General features: G+C 65.5%; 14 protein-coding genes and 2 pseudogenes. 11 read left to right on the forward strand and 5 right to left on the reverse strand.

Features of this window, described 5'->3' with window-relative positions; genetic code table 11:
• Positions 1-62 precede the first annotated feature (62 nt).
• Entirely contained in the window at positions 63-2504 is a 2442-nt protein-coding gene (locus tag AC1DVR_RS11455) for a GcvT family protein (protein ID WP_478000704.1), read from the forward strand.
• Between the two features lie 84 nt (positions 2505-2588).
• Here the strand turns inward: AC1DVR_RS11455 and AC1DVR_RS11460 are convergent, their stop codons facing one another.
• Positions 2589-3143, reverse strand: a complete 555-nt coding sequence (locus tag AC1DVR_RS11460; protein ID WP_478000705.1) for a helix-turn-helix domain-containing protein — start codon at positions 3141-3143, stop codon at positions 2589-2591.
• A 192-nt stretch (positions 3144-3335) separates the two neighbouring features.
• Here AC1DVR_RS11460 and AC1DVR_RS11465 point away from each other — a divergent pair, with 192 nt between their 5' ends.
• From AC1DVR_RS11465 to AC1DVR_RS11500, 8 genes and pseudogenes are all read left to right on the forward strand, one after another.
• Complete coding sequence (locus AC1DVR_RS11465; RefSeq protein WP_478000706.1) at positions 3336-5774, forward strand: GcvT family protein; 2439 nt, start codon at positions 3336-3338, stop codon at positions 5772-5774.
• A gap of 72 nt (positions 5775-5846) precedes the next feature.
• The gene (locus tag AC1DVR_RS11470; RefSeq protein WP_478000707.1) at positions 5847-6674 is read left to right on the forward strand and encodes an isocitrate lyase/PEP mutase family protein; all 828 of its coding nucleotides are present in this window, start codon (positions 5847-5849) and stop codon (positions 6672-6674) included.
• Between the two features lie 34 nt (positions 6675-6708).
• A complete protein-coding gene (locus AC1DVR_RS11475; protein ID WP_478000708.1) occupies positions 6709-8280 on the forward strand; it encodes a trimethylamine methyltransferase family protein in 1572 nt (523 codons plus the stop codon).
• A 7-nt stretch (positions 8281-8287) separates the two neighbouring features.
• Entirely contained in the window at positions 8288-9187 is a 900-nt protein-coding gene (locus AC1DVR_RS11480) for an NAD(P)-dependent oxidoreductase (RefSeq protein WP_478000709.1), read from the forward strand.
• A 91-nt stretch (positions 9188-9278) separates the two neighbouring features.
• Positions 9279-10397 (forward strand): cystathionine gamma-lyase, encoded by a 1119-nt coding sequence (locus tag AC1DVR_RS11485; protein ID WP_478000710.1) that lies wholly within the window; start codon positions 9279-9281, stop codon positions 10395-10397.
• Positions 10398-10628: 231 nt separating this feature from the next.
• Positions 10629-11003, forward strand: a complete 375-nt coding sequence (locus tag AC1DVR_RS11490) for an NADH:ubiquinone oxidoreductase subunit NDUFA12 (RefSeq protein ID WP_478000711.1) — start codon at positions 10629-10631, stop codon at positions 11001-11003.
• 30 nt (positions 11004-11033) lie between these two features.
• Positions 11034-11477: pseudogene (mlaD, locus tag AC1DVR_RS11495) on the forward strand (outer membrane lipid asymmetry maintenance protein MlaD); the annotation flags it as partial.
• Positions 11478-11740: 263 nt separating this feature from the next.
• Positions 11741-11923 (forward strand): annotated as a pseudogene (locus AC1DVR_RS11500) (DUF2155 domain-containing protein); the annotation flags it as partial.
• Between the two features lie 35 nt (positions 11924-11958).
• Here AC1DVR_RS11500 and aat read toward each other — a convergent pair.
• The 4 genes from aat to accB form a co-directional block, all read right to left on the reverse strand.
• Positions 11959-12705 (reverse strand): leucyl/phenylalanyl-tRNA--protein transferase, encoded by a 747-nt coding sequence (aat, locus tag AC1DVR_RS11505; protein ID WP_478000712.1) that lies wholly within the window; start codon positions 12703-12705, stop codon positions 11959-11961.
• A gap of 368 nt (positions 12706-13073) precedes the next feature.
• Positions 13074-15092, reverse strand: a complete 2019-nt coding sequence (locus tag AC1DVR_RS11510) for a hypothetical protein (RefSeq protein WP_478000713.1) — start codon at positions 15090-15092, stop codon at positions 13074-13076.
• A 209-nt stretch (positions 15093-15301) separates the two neighbouring features.
• Positions 15302-16654, reverse strand: coding sequence for an acetyl-CoA carboxylase biotin carboxylase subunit (gene accC / locus AC1DVR_RS11515; protein ID WP_478000891.1), 1353 nt, complete (start codon positions 16652-16654; stop codon positions 15302-15304).
• Between the two features lie 22 nt (positions 16655-16676).
• Positions 16677-17171 (reverse strand): acetyl-CoA carboxylase biotin carboxyl carrier protein, encoded by a 495-nt coding sequence (accB, locus tag AC1DVR_RS11520; protein ID WP_478000714.1) that lies wholly within the window; start codon positions 17169-17171, stop codon positions 16677-16679.
• A gap of 289 nt (positions 17172-17460) precedes the next feature.
• Between accB and AC1DVR_RS11525 the strand changes: the two genes are divergently transcribed.
• Together AC1DVR_RS11525 and preA are read left to right on the forward strand one after the other, a co-directional pair.
• Positions 17461-18750: an NAD(P)-dependent oxidoreductase gene (locus AC1DVR_RS11525; RefSeq protein WP_478000715.1), complete on the forward strand. Its 1290-nt coding sequence runs from the start codon at positions 17461-17463 to the stop codon at positions 18748-18750.
• 266 nt (positions 18751-19016) lie between these two features.
• Complete coding sequence (preA, locus tag AC1DVR_RS11530; RefSeq protein ID WP_478000716.1) at positions 19017-20315, forward strand: NAD-dependent dihydropyrimidine dehydrogenase subunit PreA; 1299 nt, start codon at positions 19017-19019, stop codon at positions 20313-20315.
• Positions 20316-20325: the final 10 nt, after the last annotated feature.

Consider the following 20325-nt stretch of genomic DNA (forward strand, 5'->3'; position numbering starts at 1 on the left):
ATGCGATGAATTGAAAGCCTGCGGCCGGGGGGTGATACTGGCTTGCGAAGAGGGAGTGCGAGATGGCTGAATTTCCGACACGGGCGCGGGTGGTGATCATCGGGGGCGGGGCGGTGGGCGTCTCCTGCCTTTATCATCTGGCCAAGGCGGGCTGGACCGATTGCGTACTTCTGGAGAAGAACGAGCTGACGGCCGGGTCGACCTGGCATGCGGCAGGCAATGTGCCGACCTTCTCCTCCTCCTGGTCGATCATGAACATGCAGCGCTATTCGGCCAGCCTTTACAGGCGCTTGGGTGATGAAGTCGACTACCCGATGAACTACCATGTCACCGGTTCGCTTCGTCTGGCCCATAGCGAGGAACGGATGCAGGAGTTCCGCCGAGTCGTCGGCATGGGGCGCTATCAGGGCATGGATCTGCAACTCCTTTCGCCCGACGATATTTCTGCGAAATATCCGTTCCTGGCCTTGCACGACCTGAAAGGCGCCCTCTACGACCCTTACGACGGCGACATCGACCCGGCCCAGCTGACCCAGGCCCTGGCCAAGGGAGCGCGGCAGATGGGTGCGCGGATCGAGCGGTTTTGCCCGGCCACCGGCGCCCGGCGCGAGGGCGAGGATTGGGTGATCTCCACCCCCAAGGGCGAGATCCGCTGCGATTATGTGGTCAATGCCGCAGGTTACTACGCCCGCGAGGTCGCCAAATGGTTCGGCCGCGACCTGCCGATGATGGTGATGAGCCATCAGTACATGCTGTTCGACACCATTCCCGAGCTGGAATCCTGGTCGAAAGAGGTCGGCCACAAGCTGCCCTTGCTGCGCGATGTCGACAGCTCCTACTACCTCAGGCAGGAAAAGAACGGCTTCAACCTCGGCCCCTATGAGGGCAATTGCCGCGCCCATTGGGTGACGCCGGACGATCCTTTCCCGCAGGACTTCAGCTTCCAGCTTTTCCCCGACGATCTGGAGCGGCTGGAGTGGCATATATCGGATGCCATGGCCCGGGTGCCCTTGCTGGAGAAAGCTGCCCTCACCAAGGTGATCAACGGCCCGATCCCCTATACGCCGGACGGCAACCCCTTGATCGGCCCGATGCCGGGCGTGCCCAATGCTTTCGAGGCCTGCGTCTTCACCTTCGGCATCTGTCAGGCCGGCGGGGCGGGCAAGGTTCTGGCCGAATGGGTGACCGAGGGCGCCACCGAATGGGACATGTGGTCTTGCGACCCGCGCCGCTTCACCGGGTTCGAGGACCCCGATTACTGCGTGAAAAAGGGGATGGAGGTCTATGGCCACGAATATGCCATCCAGTTCCCGCACCACGTCTGGCCCGAGGCGCGCGGCAAGAAGCTGAGCGCCGTCCATGACCGCACCGAAGCTATGGGGGCGCAGTTCGGCCCCTATAACGGTTGGGAGCGGGCGCTCTGGTATGCGCGGCCCGGCGACGACACCTCGGAGGCCGCGCAGCAGACCTGGGACCGCCAGGGCCCTTGGTTCGGGGCGGTGGCGGCGGAATGCGCGGCGGTGCGCGATGCGGCGGGGATCCTCGACCTGCCGGGCTTCTCGCGCTTCCGGATCTCCGGGCCGGGCGTGGTGGATTGGCTTTCGCGCCAGATCACCGGCAAGGTGCCGCCGGTCGGCCGCCTGGGCCTCGCCTATTTCGCCGACGAGAAGGGGCGGATTGTCACCGAGATGTCGGTGGCGCGGCTGGGCGAAGAGGAGCTGTTGCTGATCACCGCCGCCACGGCGCAGGCCCATGACCGGGAATGGCTGGTCAAGCATCTGGCGCCGGGCCTGACCTTGTCCGAGGGGACCGATCACTGGTCCTGCCAGATCCTCACAGGTCCGCAATCGCGCGCCATTCTGGAACAGGTGGCCGAGGCCGACCTGACCCTGCCGTGGTTGAGCCTACAAAAGGCGCAGATCGCCGGGGCGGAGGTCTGGCTGTTCCGGGTGTCCTTCGCGGGGGAACTCGGCTGGGAGATCCATTCGCGGCTGCAGGATACGCCCAAGGTCTGGGACGCGGTTCTGGCCGCCGGCACGCCGCTCGGGCTGAAGCCCTTCGGCATGTTCGCGCTGAATTCCTTGCGCGTCGAGAAGGGATACCGGGCGTGGAAGGGCGATTTGTCGACCGATTACAGCATCTTGCAGGGCGGTCTTGAGAGATTTGTCGACTGGGCCAAACCCGAGTTTCGCGGCCGTGCGGCGCTGGAGGCGGAAAAGCAGCGCGGCGTCTCCAAGCGCTTCTGCACCCTGGTGATCGAGGCGGGCGATCAGGACCCGCCGCCGATGTCGACGATCTGGGCGGGTGGCCGCGTCGTGGGCGAGGTGACCAGCGGTTATTTCGGCCACCGGGTCGGGGCCTGTATCGGGCTGGGGATGTTGCAGACCGAACTGAATGTGCCGGGGACCGCCGTCGAGGTCGAGATCTTCGGCAAGCTCTATCCGGCGGTGGTGCAGGCGGATGCGCCGCTGTGGGATGCGAAAAACCAGCGCATCCGCGCGTGATCAAGGCCGGGGGTTTTCTACCCCCGGACCCCCGAGGATATTTGCACCAGAATGAAGGAGCGGGTCGTGCGTTTCGTCGTGGCGTCAGTAGATCGGGGGCGAGATCACCCAGAGCACCACGGCCGGAACCTCTCCGGGGTTGCGCCAGCGGTAGGGCTGGCCGCTGAACTGGAAGCTGTCGCCGGGGGCGAGGGTGGTTTCGAGATCGCCGATGGACAGGGTGAGCTGACCTGCGAGCACCACGCCGCCGTCCTGACGGTTGGGGGCGGGGTGTTGCAGGCCGCTTTCGGCACCGGGGGCAAAGGTGGACTGGATCATCTCGAAGCTGCCGCCGAGGTTGGGGGAGAGCAGTTCCTCGGTCAGGCCGAAGGCCGGAGCGCCGAGCGCCACGCGGTCGGCGGCGCGCTGGATCAGGCCTTGCTCCGCCGCTGCGCGGGAAGCGGCGCGGAAGAACATGCTGATCGTGATGCCGAAGATCTCGGCGATCTTTGCCAGATCGGGGATGGCGGGCATGGTCTGGCCGCGTTCGACCTGGCTCAGCCAGCCGGTAGAGCGGTCGAGCTGGCTCGCAAGCGCCTGCAAGGTCAGCCCGCGCGATTTGCGCAGGGCGCGAATGTCCTGTCCGACCTGGGCCGTCATGTGGCTGCTCCTTTGGGGGATTTAGCGGTCTGGCAACCGGCTTGGCAAGGGGGCGGGATGAAAAAGGGATGTGATATGAAGGTTGGAGTGATGGAAACTTCAGGATATGCTTTCAGAATGAAGAAAACGGTTGAAATTTCATTTCGGGCGGATCATTGATCCGTCATCCCCCTTTTCCTCAGGAGCTGTCCCATGCCTCATATCCCTTCCAAAGCCCAAGCGGTGGTCATCGGCGGCGGCGTCTCGGGCTGTTCGGTGGCCTATCATCTGGCCAAGATGGGCTGGCGTGATGTGGTGTTGCTGGAGAGAAAGCAGCTGACGAGTGGGACGACCTGGCATGCGGCGGGGCTGATCGGGCAATTGCGCGGTTCGGCCAACATGACGCGGCTCGCGAAGTATTCCGCCGATCTGTACGTGAAGCTCGCCGCCGAGACCGGGGTCGAGACGGGGATGCGGCAGGTGGGGTCGATCTCGGTGGCACTCACGCAGGCGCGGCGCGAAGAGCTGTTGCGCCAGGCCACGGTGGCGCGGATTTTCGATGTTGACGTGACGGAAATTTCTGCCAGCGATGTCAAGGCGATGTACCCGCATCTGAATGTGGATGGCGTGGTGGGCGCGGTGCATCTGCCCTTGGACGGCCAATGTGATCCGGCTAATATCGCCATGGCCTTGGCCAAGGGCGCGCGGATGCAGGGCGCGCAGATTTTCGAGCATACCAAGGTGACGGCGGTCACCAAGGCCAATGGCCGGGTGACCGGGGTCGACTATATCGGTGCGGACGGGGAGCCGGGGCATATCGCCGCCGATGTGGTGGTCAACTGCGGTGGCATGTGGGGGCGCGATCTGGCCGCGCAGTCGGGGGTGACCCTGCCGCTCCATGCCTGCGAGCATTTCTACCTGATCACCGAGCCGGTGCCGGGTCTTGGCCACCTGCCGGTGCTGCGGGTGCCGGATGAATGCGCCTATTACAAGTCCGATGCGGGCAAGATGATGGTCGGCGCTTTCGAGCCCAAGGCCAAGCCCTGGGGCATGGGCGGCATCCGCGAGGATTTCATGTTCGACACGCTGCCCGAGGACTGGGAGCATTTCACCCCGATCCTGGAAATGGCCGCCGAGCGGATGCCTTTGTTCCAGACCGCCGGCATCCATACCTTCTTCAACGGGCCGGAGTCCTTTACCCCCGATGACCGCTATTACCTGGGCGAGGCGCCGGAACTTGGCGGCTATTGGGTGGCGGCGGGCTATAACTCGGTCGGCATTGCAGGGTCGGGGGGCGCGGGGATGGCGCTTGCGCATTGGATCGTCGAGGGCGAGGCGCCGTTTGACCTGTGGGAGGTCGATATCCGCCGCGCCCAACCCTTTCAGAAGAACCGCAAATATCTGAAAGAGCGGGTCTCAGAGACTTTGGGCCTGCTTTACGCCGACCATTTCCCCTATCGGCAGATGGCGACCTCGCGCGGGGTGCGGCGCAGCCCCTTGCACGCGCATCTGGCGGCGCGGGGGGCGGTGTTTGGCGAGGTGGCGGGCTGGGAGCGGGCGAACTGGTTCGCGAAGGCGGGGCAGGAGCGGGAATATCAATATTCCTGGCAGCGGCAGAATTGGTTCGAGAACCAGAAGGCCGAGCATCTGGCGGTGCGCAACGGGGCCGGCTTCTTTGACATGACCTCTTTCGGCAAGATCCGGGTCGAGGGGCGGGATGCCTGCGCTTTCCTCAACCGGCTTTGCGGCAATGAGATGGATGTGCCGGTCGGGCGGATCGTCTATACCCAGATGCTGAACGCGCGCGGTGGGATCGAAAGCGATCTGACGGTGACGCGGCTTTCCGAGACGGCCTACCTCGCCGTGGTGCCGGGCGCGACCTTGCAGCGCGATCTGGCCTGGATGCGGCGGCATCTGGGCGAGGCGTTTGTGGTCATCACCGATGTGACGGCGGCGGAATCGGTGCTCTGCGTCATGGGGCCGAAGGCGCGCGAGGTGATGCAGGCGGTCAGCCCGAACGACTTCAGCAACGCCGGCCATCCCTTTGGTACGGCGCGGGAGATCGAGATTGGCATGGGGATCGCCCGGGCGCATCGGGTGACCTATGTCGGCGAGCTTGGCTGGGAGATCTATGTAAGCTCCGACCAGACAGCGCATGTCTTCGAGGCGCTGGAAGAGACGGGCATGCTGACGCTCTGCGGTCTTCACACGCTGGATTCCTGCCGGATCGAGAAGGCCTATCGCCACTTTGGCCATGACATCACCGACGAGGATCATGTGCTGGAGGCGGGGCTTGGCTTTGCGGTGCGCACGAAGAAGCCCGATTTCATCGGGCGGGAGGCGGTGTTGCGCAAGGCGGAGGCGGGCTTGGACCGGCGGCTGGTGCAGTTCCGGCTGCAGGACCCGGCACCGCTGTTGTTCCACAACGAGGCGATCGTGCGGGATGGCAGGATCGTCGGGCCGGTGACCTCGGGCAATTACGGGCATTTCCTCGGCGGCGCGGTCGGCCTCGGCTATGTGCCTTGCAAGGGGCAGTCGGAGGCGGAAGTTCTGGGCTCGGCCTACGAGATCGAGGTGGCGGGGGTGCGACATCGGGCGCTGGCCTCGCTGGTGCCGATGTATGACCCCAAGGCCGAGAGGGTGCGTCTGTAGCGGGCGCCCGGGGGGCTGTCTGCCCCCCGGACCCCCCGAGGATATTTGTGCCAAAATGAAAGGGTGAAACGGATGCGGCTTCTGGAACGTCACGAGAGATTTGCAGCGCTGCATCGGGCGGGGTGTTTTGTGATCCCCAATCCGTGGGATGTGGGATCGGCGCGGATGATGGCGGCCTTGGGGGCGGTGGCGCTGGCGACATCCTCGGCGGCGCATGCCTTTACGCTCGGGCGGCCGGATATGGGCGGGGTGAGCCGGGATGAGGCGCTGGCCCATGCCGAGGCGATGGTGGCGGCGACCGGATTGCCGGTGAGCGGCGATTTCGAAAACGGGTTTGGCGATGCGCCCGAGGTGGTGGCCGAGACCGTGCGGCTTGGGGCAGAGGTCGGGCTTTCGGGCCTGTCGGTCGAGGATACCCAGATGCTGCCCGGCGCGCCGGCTTATGCCTTTGATCTGGCGGTGGAGCGGGTGAGGGCGGCGGTGGCTGCGGCGCGCAGCCTCGGGCGGCCCTTTGTCTTTTGCGCGCGGGCGGATGGGGTGATGAACGGCGCCTATGATCTGGCCGAGGGCATCCGCCGTTTGCAGGCCTTCGAGGCGGCGGGGGCGGATCTTCTCTATTTGCCGGTGCCGCCGGGCCGGGCGGAGCTGGCGCAGGTGCTGGCCGCGGTCAAGGCGCCGGTCAATGCGCTGGCGGCGGGGCCTTTGCGCGATCTGACGGTGGCGGAGTTGGCTTCGATGGGGGTGCGGCGGATCTCGCTTGGCAGCCAGATCGCGCGGCTGACCCATGCGGCGATCAAGGCGGCGATGCTGGGGCTCGGGGAGGGGTCCCTGGCCGCGCTGAAGGGCGCCGCTTCTGGCGATGAGATCGACGCCTTGCTGCTGCGCGGTGCGCAGATCTGAAACCGGGACTGCGGTTCCTGAGGGAGGACGGAAGATGAGCGATCTGATCGACGATCTGGGTGCTGTGTGCGAACCGGCCCGGGCGCGCAGCGGGCGCAGCGGCGGGCGCTCGGCCCGGGTGGCGCTGCGCGCGGCGCCCTTGGCCGATGATGTCCGTCCGGTGCGCGGCGGCATGGCGGGGGGCACTTACCGGCCTCTGACCGAGGCAGGGATGGCCAAGATCCATGCCTCGGCGCTGGAGGCGCTAGAGGTGATCGGGCTGGCCAATGCGCCGTCCTCGGGGGTGGAGATCCTGACCGGGGTCGGGGCGATCCTGGGCGACGACGGGCGGATCCGGTTTCCCCGCGCCCTGGTCGAGGACATGCTGGCCGTGGCGGGCCGCAACATCACGCTGCACGCCCGCGATCCGCGCCATGACCTGCATCTGTCGGGCACCAATGTGCATTTCGGCACGGCGGGGGCGGCGGTGCATATCGTCGATCCGGTGACCCTGGCCTATCGCGATTCCACCGCGCAGGACCTTTATAATGCGGCGCGGCTGGTCGACAACCTCGACAACATCCATTTCTACCAGCGTACCATGGTCTGCCGCGATGTCATCGACAACATCGACATGGACCTCAACACGCTTTACGCCTGCCTTGCGGGGACGAAAAAGCACGTCGGCACCAGCTTCTTCGAGCCGGGCAGCGTCGCCCCGGCCTTCGAGATCCTGCATGCCGTGGCGGGCGGCGAGGGCAAGTGGCTGGAACGGCCCTTCGTCAGCAATTCCAACTGCTTCGTCGTCCCGCCGATGAAATTCGCCGAGGAAAGCTGCCGCGTGATGGAGGATTGCATCCGCCGCGGGATGCCCATGCTTCTGTTGTCGGCGGGGCAGGCCGGGGCGACCGCGCCCGCGCCGATCGCGCTGGCCATCGTGCAGGCCATGGCGGAATGTCTGGCCGGGGTCGTCTATGTCAACGCGATCCGGAAGGGCGCGCCGGCGATCTTTGGCACCTGGCCCTTCGTCAGCGATCTGAGGACCGGGGCCATGTCGGGCGGTTCGGCCGAACAGGCGCTTCTGACGGCGGGCTGTGCGCAGATGCACCGTTTCTATGACCTGCCGGGCGGGGCGGCCTCGGGCATCAGTGACAGCAAACTCCCCGACATGCAGGCGGGCTGGGAGCAGGGCATCACCAACACGCTGGCCGGCCTCGCCGGTCTGAACATGTGTTACGAGGCGGTGGGCATGCATGCCTCTCTCCTCGGTTTCTGCATGGAAAGCCTGATCCTCGGCGATGACCTTCTTGGCCAGGCCATGCGCTGCGTGCGCGGCATCGAGGTGACCGAGGACAGCACCTCGATCGAGGCGATGAAAGAAGTCTGCCTCGGCGGGCCGGGCCATTACCTCGGCTCCGATCAGACGTTGAAGCTGATGCAGACCGAGTATATTTATCCCAATGTCGCCAACAGGATGAGTCCCAAGGAGTGGAACGAGGCTGGCAAGCCGCTCCTGCTCGACCGCGCGATGCAGCGCAAGAATGACATCCTGTCGAAAGCGGGTTGCGTGGTGGATCCCGAGATCGACCGCGCCATCCGGTCCAAGTTCAATATCCACTTCAAGTGAGGCTAACATGAAATACGGCTATATCGGTCTTGGCAATCTGGGCGGCCATCTTGCGGCCAGCCTGATCCGCGCCGGACATGAGGTCGTGGTCTATGACCGCAACCCGGATCTGGCCGTGCGCCATGTCAAACACGGGGCCTATGCCGCGACCTCTCCGGCCGAGCTGGCGGGCCAGGTGGATCACGTCTTCACCTGCTTGCCTTCGCCCGCCGTCTCGGAAGCGGTCCTGGCGCAGATCCTGCCGGTGATGAAGCCGGGCTCGACCTGGATCGAGAATTCCACCCTTGGCCGCGACGATGTGTTGCGGCTGGCGGGGCTGGCCCGGATGGCCGAGGTCCGGATGCTGGAGGCCCCGGTGACCGGCGGCGTCCACCTTGCGGCGCGGGGCGAGATCACCGTGCTGGTCGGCGGTGACGCCGATCTGTTCAAGCTGCACCGTCCCGCGCTCGAAGATATCGGCGAGAAAATCTTCCACATGGGGCCGCTCGGTTCGGCGGCGGTGATCAAGGTCATCACCAATATGCTGGCCTTCATCCATCTGGTGGCCGATGGTGAGGCCCTGATGCTGGCCAAACGCGGCGGGCTGGACCTGAAAACCGCTTACGAGGCGATCTCGGCCTCCTCGGGCACCTCTTTCGTGCACGAGACCGAGGGGCAACTGATCCTGAACGGCTCTTACGACATCGCCTTCACGATGGACCTCGCGCTGAAGGATCTGGGCTTTGCGATGGGTTTCGGCCGCGAATATGGCGTGCCGCTGGATCTCGCCTCGCAAACCCTGCAGACCTTCGTCAAGGGCAAGTCGGTCTATGGCGGGCAAGCGCAATCGACGCAGATCGTGAAGCTTCTGGAGGACGCGCTTGGCACCGACCTGCGCGCCCCCGGTTTCCCCGCACGGCTTGAGTAACCCGGGCTTCTGTGGCTTCATTCAGACACAAGTATCCCACGGGGGTCCGGGGGTGTGAAACCCCCGGCCTCCGCCGCAAGAAAGCCGCCCGATGACCCATATACCCGACCGCCGCTTCGCCGACATGCTCCACCACCGGGCCGAGCGTCTGGGGCGCGGCGATCCGGTGGCGCCGCCCCTGGTGTCGGCCACCACCTTCCACCTGCCGGGGCTGGAGAACGCCGCCTATAAATACGGCCGGATGGCGATGCCGACCTGGGAGGAGGTCGAGGAGCAGCTGGCCATTCTGGAGGGCGCCACGGTGGTGGGCTTCCCCTCGGGTATGGCGGCGATTGCGGCGGCGCTGTTCTGCACCCTGCAGGCCGGGCAAGAGGTGATCCTGCCTGCGGATGGCTATTACACCACGCGGCTCTTGGCCGAGCGGTTTCTGGAGCCCTTGGGTGTGAAGATCCGCCTGATCGCGACGAGCGAGGTCGATGCGGCCGATTTCACCGGCGCTGCGGTGGTGTTTCTCGAAACCCCGTCGAACCCGGGCCTCGACTGCTGCGATATCGCGCTGGCCGCGCGCAAGGCCCATGCGGCGGGGGCGCGGCTGATTGTCGACAACACCACGATGACGGCGCTGTTGCAGCGCCCGCTCGACCTCGGCGCCGATCTGGTGGTGGCCGCCGATACCAAGGCGCCGGCGGGGCATTCGGACATCCTCTATGGCCATGTCTCGGGGCGCGATGCCGGGCTGATGGCGCGGGTGGCGGAGTGGCGCAAGCTCTCTGGCGCGGTGCCCGGCGCTTTCGAGGCCTGGCTTCTGCATCGCGGGCTGGAAACGCTGGAGGTGCGCCTCGCGCGGATGTGCGCCAGTGCCCAGACCCTTGCCGAACGGTTCGCCGCCCATCCCCGTGTCAGGGGGCTGCGCTATCCCGGGCTGGCGTCTGACCCTTCCCACGCGATCGCCAAACGCCAGATGGCGGGCTTCGGCTTCCTGATGACCTTCGAGCTGGAGGACGAGGACAGCGCCGAGGCTTTCCTTGCCGCCTGCGCCTATGTCACCCAGACCACCTCCTTCGGCGGCACCCATTCGGCGGGCGAACGCCGGGCGCGCTGGGGCGATGCGGTGGCGCCCGGCTTCATCCGCTTTTCGGTCGGCATCGAACCGGTGGAACCCTTGTGGGACGCCATCGACCGGGCCCTGTCGGCGCATCCCAAGGGCTGACGCACAGATTTTCTGCGAAAATCTCGAAGGAACAAATCTTCTGCGAAGATTTGTCTTCTGATTTTTCGCAGAAAAATCGTGAGCGAAGTTTTCGCAGAAAACTTGTTTCCTCTGCGATCGGCCAAAAGTCGCGCCTATTTTCGGGCACATGCCCCCGGCACGCCCTGCCGGCTCTGGACCTTTTCGCCCCGTTCCGGCATAGGAAGGGGCAACACAATCGGAGGCTCGCCCATGTACTTCCTCAAGCGCATGTTGACCTGGTGGAACAGCCAGACCCTCGGCACCCAGCTGTTCACCGCCCGTCGCGGGCAAAAGGTGGGCGAGGATGCGCAGGGCAACATCTATTACCAGACCGCCGACAGCAAGAAACGCTGGGTGATCTACAATGGCGAGATGGAAGCCTCGCGCGTCGCACCCGACTGGCATGGCTGGCTGCATTTCACCTGGGATCAGCCGCCCACCAAGGCGCCCCTGGCCCACAAGCCCTGGGAAGAGCCCCATCTGGAAAACCTGACCGGCACCGCCGCCGCCTATGCGCCGCCCGGCTCGATCCGCCACGTCAAGCCGGTGGCGCGGGCCGATTACGAAGCCTGGTCGCCCGAATGAAATTGGCGGAACAAGGCCTGAGGTAAGCGCATGTCGGAAAACAAGCTCGAGATTCTGACCGGGGCACTGGTTGTTGCCGCCGCGGTGGCCTTTGCGGCCTATGTCGGCCATGGCGCGGGGATCGGCGCGGGCGGCGAGACCTATCCCTTGCGTGCCTCGTTCCGTTCGCTGGAAGGCGTGGCCCTGGGGTCGGATGTGAAACTGGCCGGGGTCAAGGTCGGCACGATTACCGGGCTGAAGCTGAACCCGACGACCTATATGGCCGATGCGGTGATCTCGATCGACAAGGCGATCCTGCTGCCGACCGACAGCGCGATCCTGATCTCCTCCGAAGGGCTGCTGGGCGGCAATTACGTCGAGATCCAGCCCGGCGGCATGCCCGACAACCTCGCCCCCGGTGACGAGATCGAGGATACCCAGGGCGCCGTCTCGCTGGTCTCGCTTCTGATGAAATTCGTCGGTGGCGGCGCCAAGGCGGATGCGGCGGCCAAGACCGATGCGGCGTCCCCGGCTGACCCGGCGCCTGATGCTGCGGCCAGTCCTGTGGCCCCGCCTGCGCCAACGACCCCGCCTGCGCCATGATGGCGGGCTGGACAGGGCGCCCGGCGCTGCGCGTTCCGGGCGGCTGCGGTCTGGTCCTGGCCTTGCTGACCGCTGTGCCAGTGCTGACCGCTCTGCCGGTGCGGGCGGCGGATGCGGTCGTGGCCACCGGCGGCATGGTCCGCGTGCTCGACCGGATGAGCGGCATCGTCACCGATTACGACCTGGCCCCGGGCCAGGTTCAGGCCGAGGGCCGCCTGTCGGTCCGGCTCGACGAATGCCGCTATCCGGCCGACAACCCGACCGCCGATGCCTTTGCCCATCTGACCATCATGGACGCGGGTCAGGTCGATCCGGTCTTCAAGGGCTGGATGGTGGCCTCAAGCCCGGCCTTGTCGGCGCTGGACCATCCGCGCTATGACGTCTGGGTCTTGCACTGCGATGTGCCCGCTTCGGCCTTGCCGCCGCAGGAGGCGACGCCGGATCCGGCACCCGATGCCACACCCGATGGCACAAATCCCGACAGCACGAACCCTGACKACGGCTCCAACGGATAACCCTCTGGCGCAAAGCGGGCCTTGCGGCTGATCGCTGCAGCGAGGCGCTTGCGGTAGGTGCTGCGTGGCATTTCCTCGGCCCCGAGGCTGGCCAGATGCGGGGTCAGGAATTGCACGTCGAACAGGCTGAAACCCCCGGCGCGCAAGCGGTGGATGAGGTAGGTCAGCGCGGTTTTCGAGCCGTTGGTGGCGCGCGAGAACATGCTTTCGCCGAAGAAGGCGCCGCCCAGCGCCACGCCGTAAACCCCGCCGATCAGGCGATCCTCCTGCCAGACCTCCAGGCTATGGGCATGGCCCATCCGGTGCAGGGCCGTATAGGCGGCGAAAATCTCGGCATTGATCCAGGTCTCGGGCCGGTCGGCGCAGGCGCGCACCACGCCTTCAAAGTCGGTATCGACGGTGACGCGGGGATTGGCGCGGCGGATGTGGCGGGCCAGGCTTTGCGAGACGTGGAAACCCTCCAGCGGGAAATGCGCCCGGAGCAAGGGGTCGATCCAGTGGATCTCGGTCGTGGTGCGGCCCTCGGCCATCGGAAACACCCCGGCGGCATAGGCGCGCAGCAGAAGTTCGGGGGTCAGCTGGGGCAGGGCAGGCTCGTCGGTCACCGGAAGATCCTTGCTGGCGCCGCGGCGGGCGCTGTTCGCGGGAGCTTAGCGCATGGCCGGGGGGGAGGGAACAGGTCGGCGTGGTTGGATCAGGGCCCAGGCCGGGGCAGGTCGGAGGGGCGCCGCCCCTCCGAACCACCCTGCCGGCGGGGCGGGGCCCCTCCGGGCCTCCCCGCCAGGTGGGGCAGGTGCGGTGGGGTCTTGGAGAAGGTCGTGTGGCGTGGGGGATCCTTGTGGTGGGGGTGTGACCTTGCCCGGAAGGGCGCGGTTTGTCTTGGGATGGCGCGGGACAGGTCGGAGGGGCGCCGCCCCTCCGAACCTCCATGCCGGCGGGGCGGGGCCCCTCCGGGCCTCCCCGCCAGGCGGGGTCAGAAGGCGGCGGTGGATTCGACGCGGCGGGCGTTGCGCACCTTGCGCCCGGCGATGTCGAGGCCTTCGGCGGACAGGGACTTGTCGGGGTAATGGGTCAGGCTCGTCCATTTCGCGGCGCCATCCGGGCGGGTCAGGATCACCCGCACATAGGGCACCATCGCGATCAGCCCGTCCTTCATCAGATATTCGACGCCCAGCTCGTCCAGCATCTTGGCCTCGTTGATCTCGCCCTTCTCGAAGCGGGTCAGCACCTCGTTGGCCTTGTCCAGTGCCATCGTGGCCACTTCCTTGCGGGTCAGGCTATAGCCCCAGCCCTTGTAGGGCTTGCCATAGGTCGAAGGCGGGCCAAGGTAGACGGCGACCGAGGTCAGGGCCTTCCAGGTCGATTTGCTGCTGGAATAGACCTCGGTCCAGCCCTTGCCGTTCATAAGCTTGACGGCGGTGTCGACGGCGAGTTTTTCCAGCACCGGGGTTGCGAAGATCGAGGTCGAGCCATCGGCCGGGATCATCGTGCTGCGGCCGACCTCCTCGACGATTTTCTTCTGCACCGGGGTGCGCGACTTCACCTTGCGCTTGCCGCCGACGACCTCCCATTCGATTGTGGCGCCGTTCCATTCCTTGATATGGGTGGTCACCCCGGACTCGCGGTCACCTTCGCCATCCGGGGCAATCCCGCCGGTGGCCGAGCGGYGGGCCTGGCGTTCGACCCCGGTCTGGGCGCCGTGTCGGGCCGAGCCATGCGAGCCGCCTTCGGCATTGCGGCGCAACTCGCCGCCCTGACCCTCCTGCCCCTCGCGCCAGACGGTGGCCTCGGCCATCTCGCCTATGGTGTCCTTCAGCTTGTCCTGGATATCCTTGAAGGGCAGGTCGGGGACCGAGCGTTTCAGCCCGTCCAGCCGGTTCTGGATATTGGCGAACAGCGCAGAGACATCCTGGGTGTCCTTGGTCTTGGTCTTTTCCAGCTCGGCCACCAGCGGCTCGATCTCCTTCGCGCGATTGGTCGCGGCGGTCTGCTGGGTGACCAGGGTCTCGCGCAGGGTCACCAGACGCTCGGACATCTGTTGCGCCTTTTTCTGCGGCGGGCGCTTGGGGCCGTTCAGGGTGGTGTTCACCTCCTTGATTTGCCTCGCGGTTTCCGCCACCTGGTTTTCAAGCTTGGTCACATCCTCCAGCAGCTTCTTGATCGCGTTTTCGGATTTGAGGATCTTGGCGGCCAGTGCCTTATGTTCGGTGTCGAGCGTGGATTTGGTGGAGGCGGTGGTCTCCTTCACGATCTTGTCGAGGCTCTTGGTCAGGGCGGCGAAGCGCTCGTCGATCACGGCGGCGGTCAGCTTGGGCGCGGTTTTGAGAATCTTGTCCATGTCGCCGCGCAATGTGCCGCGTTCGGTGTCGGAGATCCCGGCGGCGACCTCCTTGATCTGTTTGGCCAGCTTCAGGGCCAGGCCCTCGGCGAATTCGGGCAGGAACTTGTCGACGGCGGTCTTGACCTTGGCCAGAGCCTGGCGGGCGGCGGGGATATTGCCGTCCTCGGCGGAGGAAAGCGCGAATTCCCAGACAGCGCGCTGGCTGGCCGCATCCGACATCCGCGACACGGAGCCGTCGAATTGCGGGCTGAAATCCGCCAGTTCCTTTTGCCATTTGCCGGTGTCGGGATGCGGGGCGTCGGCCCCCGCCTCGGGCTTGGCATCGTCGCCGTCGCCCAGCTTCACAGTCAGCGACAGGCCATGGCCGCGCAGGAAGCTCTGCACCTTCTTGGCCATTTCCGAGGGCGGCTTGACCTCGCAGGTCAGCGTCAGTTTGCCGGATTCCGAACTGGCGGAGCCGAAGCAGATCTGGCTGCCCCCGGCGGCCTTCTTGGCCGTGGCGGCGAGCGATTTCCCTTCCTTGATCTTGTTGAGCTTGATCACCGTGTCTTCCGGCGCCTTGCCGAAACAGAGGCCGAAATTCACCGGGCTCTTCTTGGCGGCTTCCAGCAGGGTCTTGAGCTCTTTGACTTCGGCATCTTCCATCGGCATCGCGGTCTTCCTCCCGGGCAATTTGCGCCGCACCGGGAGTCCGGGCAGCGATTCCTCGCGGTGAGGCTATGCCAAATCCCCGGTTCTGCACGGGGAATTTTTGCGGAAAATTGCGGGGCTTCGCAGGGTGCCCGGCAGAGCGCGCGCGATAGGAAAGGGCGGCCGGTATCAACCCCGACCGCCCTTGCGTCATGCGTGCCGGCGCTGGCTCAGGCCGGCGTGAAGGTCTGCTCCAGCCACTTTTCCAGCCAGTGGATGTTGTAATCCCCGGTCTGGATGTCGGGCTCGGCCAGAAGCACGTCGAACAGCGGGATCGTGGTTTCGATCCCGTCGATGATCAGCTCGCCCAAAGCGCGGTGCAGGCGGGCCAGCGCCTCCGGCCGGTCGCGGCCATGGACAATCAGCTTGCCGATGAGCGAGTCGTAATAGGGCGGGATCGAATAGCCGCCATACAAGGCCGAATCCATCCGCACGCCCAGCCCGCCGGGCGCGTGGAAGACCTTGACCTTGCCCGGACGCGGGGCGAAGTCGGGCAGACGCTCGGCGTTGATGCGCACTTCGATGGCATGGCCGTTGATCTCCAGGTCCTTCTGTTCAAAGGACATCGGCAGACCCGAGGCGACGCGGATCTGTTCGCGCACGAGGTCGACACCGAAGATCGCTTCCGTCACCGGATGTTCGACCTGAAGCCGCGTGTTCATCTCGATGAAGAAGAACTCGCCATCTTCATAGAGGAACTCGATGGTGCCGGCGCCGATGTAGTTGATCTTCTGCATGGCTTCAGCGCAGATCTTGCCGATCTTGGCGCGCAGTTCCGGGGTGATCGCCGGGCCGGGGGCCTCTTCGAAGACCTTCTGGTGGCGGCGCTGCAAGGAGCAGTCGCGCTCGCCCAGATGAACTGCCTTGCCCTTGCCGTCGCCGAAGACCTGGATCTCGATATGGCGCGGTTTTTGCAGGTACTTTTCGATATAGACTTCGTCATTGCCGAAGGCGGCCTTGGATTCCGACCTTGCGGTGCGGAAGGCGATTTCCAGCTCTTCGGCGTTCTTGGCGACCTTCATGCCGCGCCCGCCGCCGCCGGCGGTGGCCTTGATGATGACCGGGAAGCCGATTTTCGCGGCAACGCCAATCGCCGTCTCATAATCCGCCACGCCGCCATCCGAGCCGGGCACCACCGGAATGCCAAGCGCCTTGGCGGTTTCCTTGGCGGTGATCTTGTCGCCCATGATCCGGATGTGTTCAGCGCTTGGCCCGATGAAGGTCAGGCCGTGGTCTTCCAGCGCCTGCGCGAAGGAGGCATTTTCCGACAGGAAGCCATAGCCGGGGTGGACCGCCTGCGCGCCGGTGATCTCGCAGGCCGAGATGATCGCCGCCTTGTTGAGATAGCTCAGCGTCGAGGAGGCCGGGCCGATGCAGACGGATTCGTCGGCCATCCGCACATGCATCGCATCGGCATCGGCGGTGGAATGCACCGCGACCGATTTGATGCCCATTTCCTGGCAGGCGCGGATCACGCGCAGGGCGATCTCGCCGCGGTTGGCGATGAGGATCTTGTCGAAGATGGGCTGGGTCAAAATCCAGCCCTCACTCGATGATCATCAGGGGCGCGCCGTATTCGACGGCCTGACCATCGGTCGCAAGGATGCGCTTGACCACGCCGGCGCGCGGGGCCGGGATGTGGTTCATCGTCTTCATCGCCTCGATGATCAGAACGGTCTGACCCTCGGCCACGGTGGCACCGACGGTGACGAAGGCCGCGGCGCCGGGTTCTGCCGCCAGATAGACCGTGCCGACCATGGGCGAGGTCACCGCACCCGGATGCTGGGCCGGATCTTCCGGCGGGGCGGCGGGCGCGGCCGCTGCCGGGGCCGCTGCGGGAGCCGGCGCATAATGCGGTGCGGCCTGCATCACCGGAGCCGCCATCTGCACGACCGGAGCTTTCTTGACCACCTTGACGTCAAGGCTGTCGCGCTCGCCATACTCACGCTTGACCGAAAGCTCGGTCAGGTCGTTCTTGTTCAGCAGTTCTGCGAGAGCCGAGATGAAGGCCACGTCCGCATCGGGGGAATTTTTGCTCATGCAATCCTCTGTTGGCGTCTTTGTGTGCTGCCGTCCCCCGGTATAGCACAGGGGCCGGATTGTCCCGGGCCCAAGGGGCCGATCGGGCGCTGGATGGCCCCATATACGGCAGCTATGCCCAAAGGAAAAGCATCCGATGCGCTTTGGCCGGAATGGATGCGAATTCTTCACTTCGACGATTATTTACCGTTTGATAAAAAATCGGACCTGTGCCAGCCTGATCTCAGGAAATCACCGCAAAAGACGCACCGGTTTCAACGCCGGGCCAGACCAGCCGGGGAGGCTACCCATGTCAAACTCGCCCCAGATTCCTGGGATTTCTGCCCATCGTTTGCCGGCCGAAGCCGTGGCCGACAATTTCGCCCATTACATGCCCGCCTATGCTGGCCATGAGGCACGGGTGGCGGCGGATCGCTGCTACTTCTGCCACGACGCGCCCTGCATGACGGCCTGCCCGACCTCGATCGACATTCCGCTTTTCATCCGCCAGATCGCGACCGGCACGCCGGAGGCGGCGGCCAAGACGATCTTCGCGCAGAACATCATGGGCGGCATGTGCGCAAGGGTCTGCCCGACCGAGACCTTGTGCGAAGAGGTCTGCGTGCGCGAAGTGGCCGAGGGCAAGCCGGTCGAGATTGGCCGCCTCCAGCGTTTCGCCACCGATACCTTGATGGGCAAGGGCGTGCATCCCTTCACCCGCGCGCCCGCCACCGGCAAGAAGGTCGCCGTGGTCGGCGCCGGGCCTGCCGGCCTGTCCTGCGCCCACCGTCTGGCGCTGCATGGCCATGAGGTGACGGTGTTCGAGCGCCGCCCCAAGGCCGGCGGCCTCAACGAATTCGGCATCGCCGCCTACAAGAGCACCGACAATTTCGCCGCGCGCGAGGTCGAGTGGCTGTTGAAGATCGGCGGCATCACCATCGAGAATGGACGCGAACTGGGCCGCGACTTCACCCTCGCGAGCCTTGAATCGGCCTATGACGCGGTGTTCCTCGGCATCGGTCTGGCGGGTGTCAACGCCCTGAACGCCCAGGGTGAGGATCTGCCCGGCGTCGCCAATGCCGTCGATTTCATCGCCGAGCTGCGGCAGGCTTCGGACAAGTCCACGCTCCCGGTCGGCCGCGATGTCGTGGTGATCGGCGGCGGCATGACGGCGGTGGACGCTGCCGTGCAGTCCAAGCTTCTGGGCGCGCAGAACGTGACCATGGTCTACCGGCGCGGCAAGGAGAACATGAGCGCCAGCCTCTATGAACAAGACCACGCGACCTCGCATGGCGTGACGATCCTGTATGGCGCCTCGCCGGTGAAGATCCTCGGCGCGGGTGCGGTGGAAGCCGTCGAGTTCGCCTATCAGGGCGGCGAAAGCTTCACCCTGAAGGCCGATCAGGTCTTCAAGGCCATCGGCCAGACGCTCACGGGCGCACCCATCGCGACCGAGGGCAAGAAACTGGTCAAACACGCCGGCAAGGTCTGGGCTGGTGGCGACTGTGCTGCGGGCGGCGAGGATCTGACCGTCACCGCCGTCGCCGAAGGCCGGGATGCGGCGGAAGAGATCAACGCGATGCTGACGGGGGCGAAATGACCAGCCTGACCCGTCCAGTGCCGGGGCCGACAGGGTGGCCTTCCTGTGGAAGGACGCCCGGCCCCTTGCCCGAAGGCGCAAGCCGCAGGGCAAAGGCCCGGCCTCACTTCAAGATCACACAGGCATGCGCCGGCCTGGGCGGGCGCGAATGCGCCTGCCGGGGGCAGGCAGGCGCATGCCGGGACGCTTTGGGCGTCCCGGCGTCACAGCGCCCCTCTCTCACCCTTTCGCATCCGCGCCGCAGTGCGCTGGCAGGAGCATGACCCATGGCAAATCTTGCATCCAACTTCATCGGCATCAAATCCCCCAACCCGTTCTGGCTCGCCTCGGCGCCGCCGACCGACAAGGCCTATAACGTCGAGCGCGCCTATGCGGCGGGCTGGGGTGGGGTGGTCTGGAAGACCTTGGGCTCCGAGGGGCCTCCGGTCGTCAACGTCAACGGGCCGCGCTATGGCGCGATCTGGGGAGCGGATCGGCGGTTGTTGGGCCTCAACAACATCGAGCTGATCACCGACCGGCCTTTGCAGGTCAACCTCGACGAGATCAAGATGGTCAAGCGTAAGTGGCGCGACCGGGCGCTGGTGATCTCGCTGATGGTGCCTTGTGACGAGGACAGCTGGAAGGACATCCTGTCGCGGATCGAGGATACCGAGGCGGACGGGGTCGAACTCAACTTCGGCTGCCCGCATGGCATGGCCGAACGCGGCATGGGCTCGGCTGTGGGCCAGGTGCCGGAATATATCGAAATGGTGACGCGCTGGGTGAAAAAGCACAGCCGGATGCCCTGCATCGTCAAGCTGACGCCGAACATCACCTCGATCCTCGGGCCGGCAGAGGCGGCCAAGAAGGGCGGCGCGGATGCGGTTTCGCTGATCAACACGATCAATTCGATCACCAGCGTGAACCTCGACAGCTTCTCGCCGGAGCCGATGATCGACGGCAAGGGCACCCATGGCGGCTATTGCGGGCCGGCGGTCAAGCCCATCGCGCTGAACATGGTGGCCGAGATCGCCCGCAGCCGGGCCACGGCGGGCATCCCGATCAGCGGCATCGGGGGGGTGACCACCTGGCGCGACGCGGCGGAGTTTCTGGCACTTGGCGCGGGCAATGTGCAGGTCTGCACCGCCGCCATGACCTATGGCTTCAAGGTCGTGCAGGAGATGATCTCGGGCCTGTCGGAATATCTGGACGAGAAGGGGATGGAACTCTCCGACCTCGTGGGCAAAGCCACGCCCAATGTGACCGACTGGCAGTACCTCAACCTCAACTACGTCACCAAGGCGCATATCGACCAGGACGCCTGCATCAAATGCGGCCGCTGCTATGCGGCCTGCGAGGATACCTCGCATCAGGCCATCGCGATGAAGCCGGGGCGGGTGTTCGAGGTCATGGATGACGAATGCGTCGCCTGCAATCTTTGCGTCAATGTCTGCCCGGTCGAGGATTGCATCACCATGGTCGAACTGCCGAAAGGCGCCATCGACGAGCGCACCAAGCGCCCGGTCGGCGATTATGCCAACTGGACGCAGCACCCCAACAACCCCTCGGTGACGGCGGCGGAATAGGTCGCTGCGC

The sequence above is a fragment of the Rhodobacter sp. P2_H5 genome (assembly GCF_056403335.1).

What these genes read in the sequence shown, in the direction of transcription:
- AC1DVR_RS11460 (WP_478000705.1), bottom strand. Translation starts at nt 3,143, where the DNA reads ATGACGGCCCAGGTCGGACAGGACATTCGCGCCCTGCGCAAATCGCGC.
- AC1DVR_RS11465 (WP_478000706.1), top strand. Translation starts at nt 3,336, where the DNA reads ATGCCTCATATCCCTTCCAAAGCCCAAGCGGTGGTCATCGGCGGCGGC.
- AC1DVR_RS11475 (WP_478000708.1), top strand. Translation starts at nt 6,709, where the DNA reads ATGAGCGATCTGATCGACGATCTGGGTGCTGTGTGCGAACCGGCCCGG.
- AC1DVR_RS11485 (WP_478000710.1), top strand. Translation starts at nt 9,279, where the DNA reads ATGACCCATATACCCGACCGCCGCTTCGCCGACATGCTCCACCACCGG.
- accB (WP_478000714.1), bottom strand. Translation starts at nt 17,171, where the DNA reads ATGAGCAAAAATTCCCCCGATGCGGACGTGGCCTTCATCTCGGCTCTC.
- AC1DVR_RS11525 (WP_478000715.1), top strand. Translation starts at nt 17,461, where the DNA reads ATGTCAAACTCGCCCCAGATTCCTGGGATTTCTGCCCATCGTTTGCCG.
- preA (WP_478000716.1), top strand. Translation starts at nt 19,017, where the DNA reads ATGGCAAATCTTGCATCCAACTTCATCGGCATCAAATCCCCCAACCCG.
- AC1DVR_RS11480 (WP_478000709.1), top strand. Translation starts at nt 8,288, where the DNA reads ATGAAATACGGCTATATCGGTCTTGGCAATCTGGGCGGCCATCTTGCG.
- AC1DVR_RS11490 (WP_478000711.1), top strand. Translation starts at nt 10,629, where the DNA reads ATGTACTTCCTCAAGCGCATGTTGACCTGGTGGAACAGCCAGACCCTC.
- AC1DVR_RS11455 (WP_478000704.1), top strand. Translation starts at nt 63, where the DNA reads ATGGCTGAATTTCCGACACGGGCGCGGGTGGTGATCATCGGGGGCGGG.
- AC1DVR_RS11470 (WP_478000707.1), top strand. Translation starts at nt 5,847, where the DNA reads ATGCGGCTTCTGGAACGTCACGAGAGATTTGCAGCGCTGCATCGGGCG.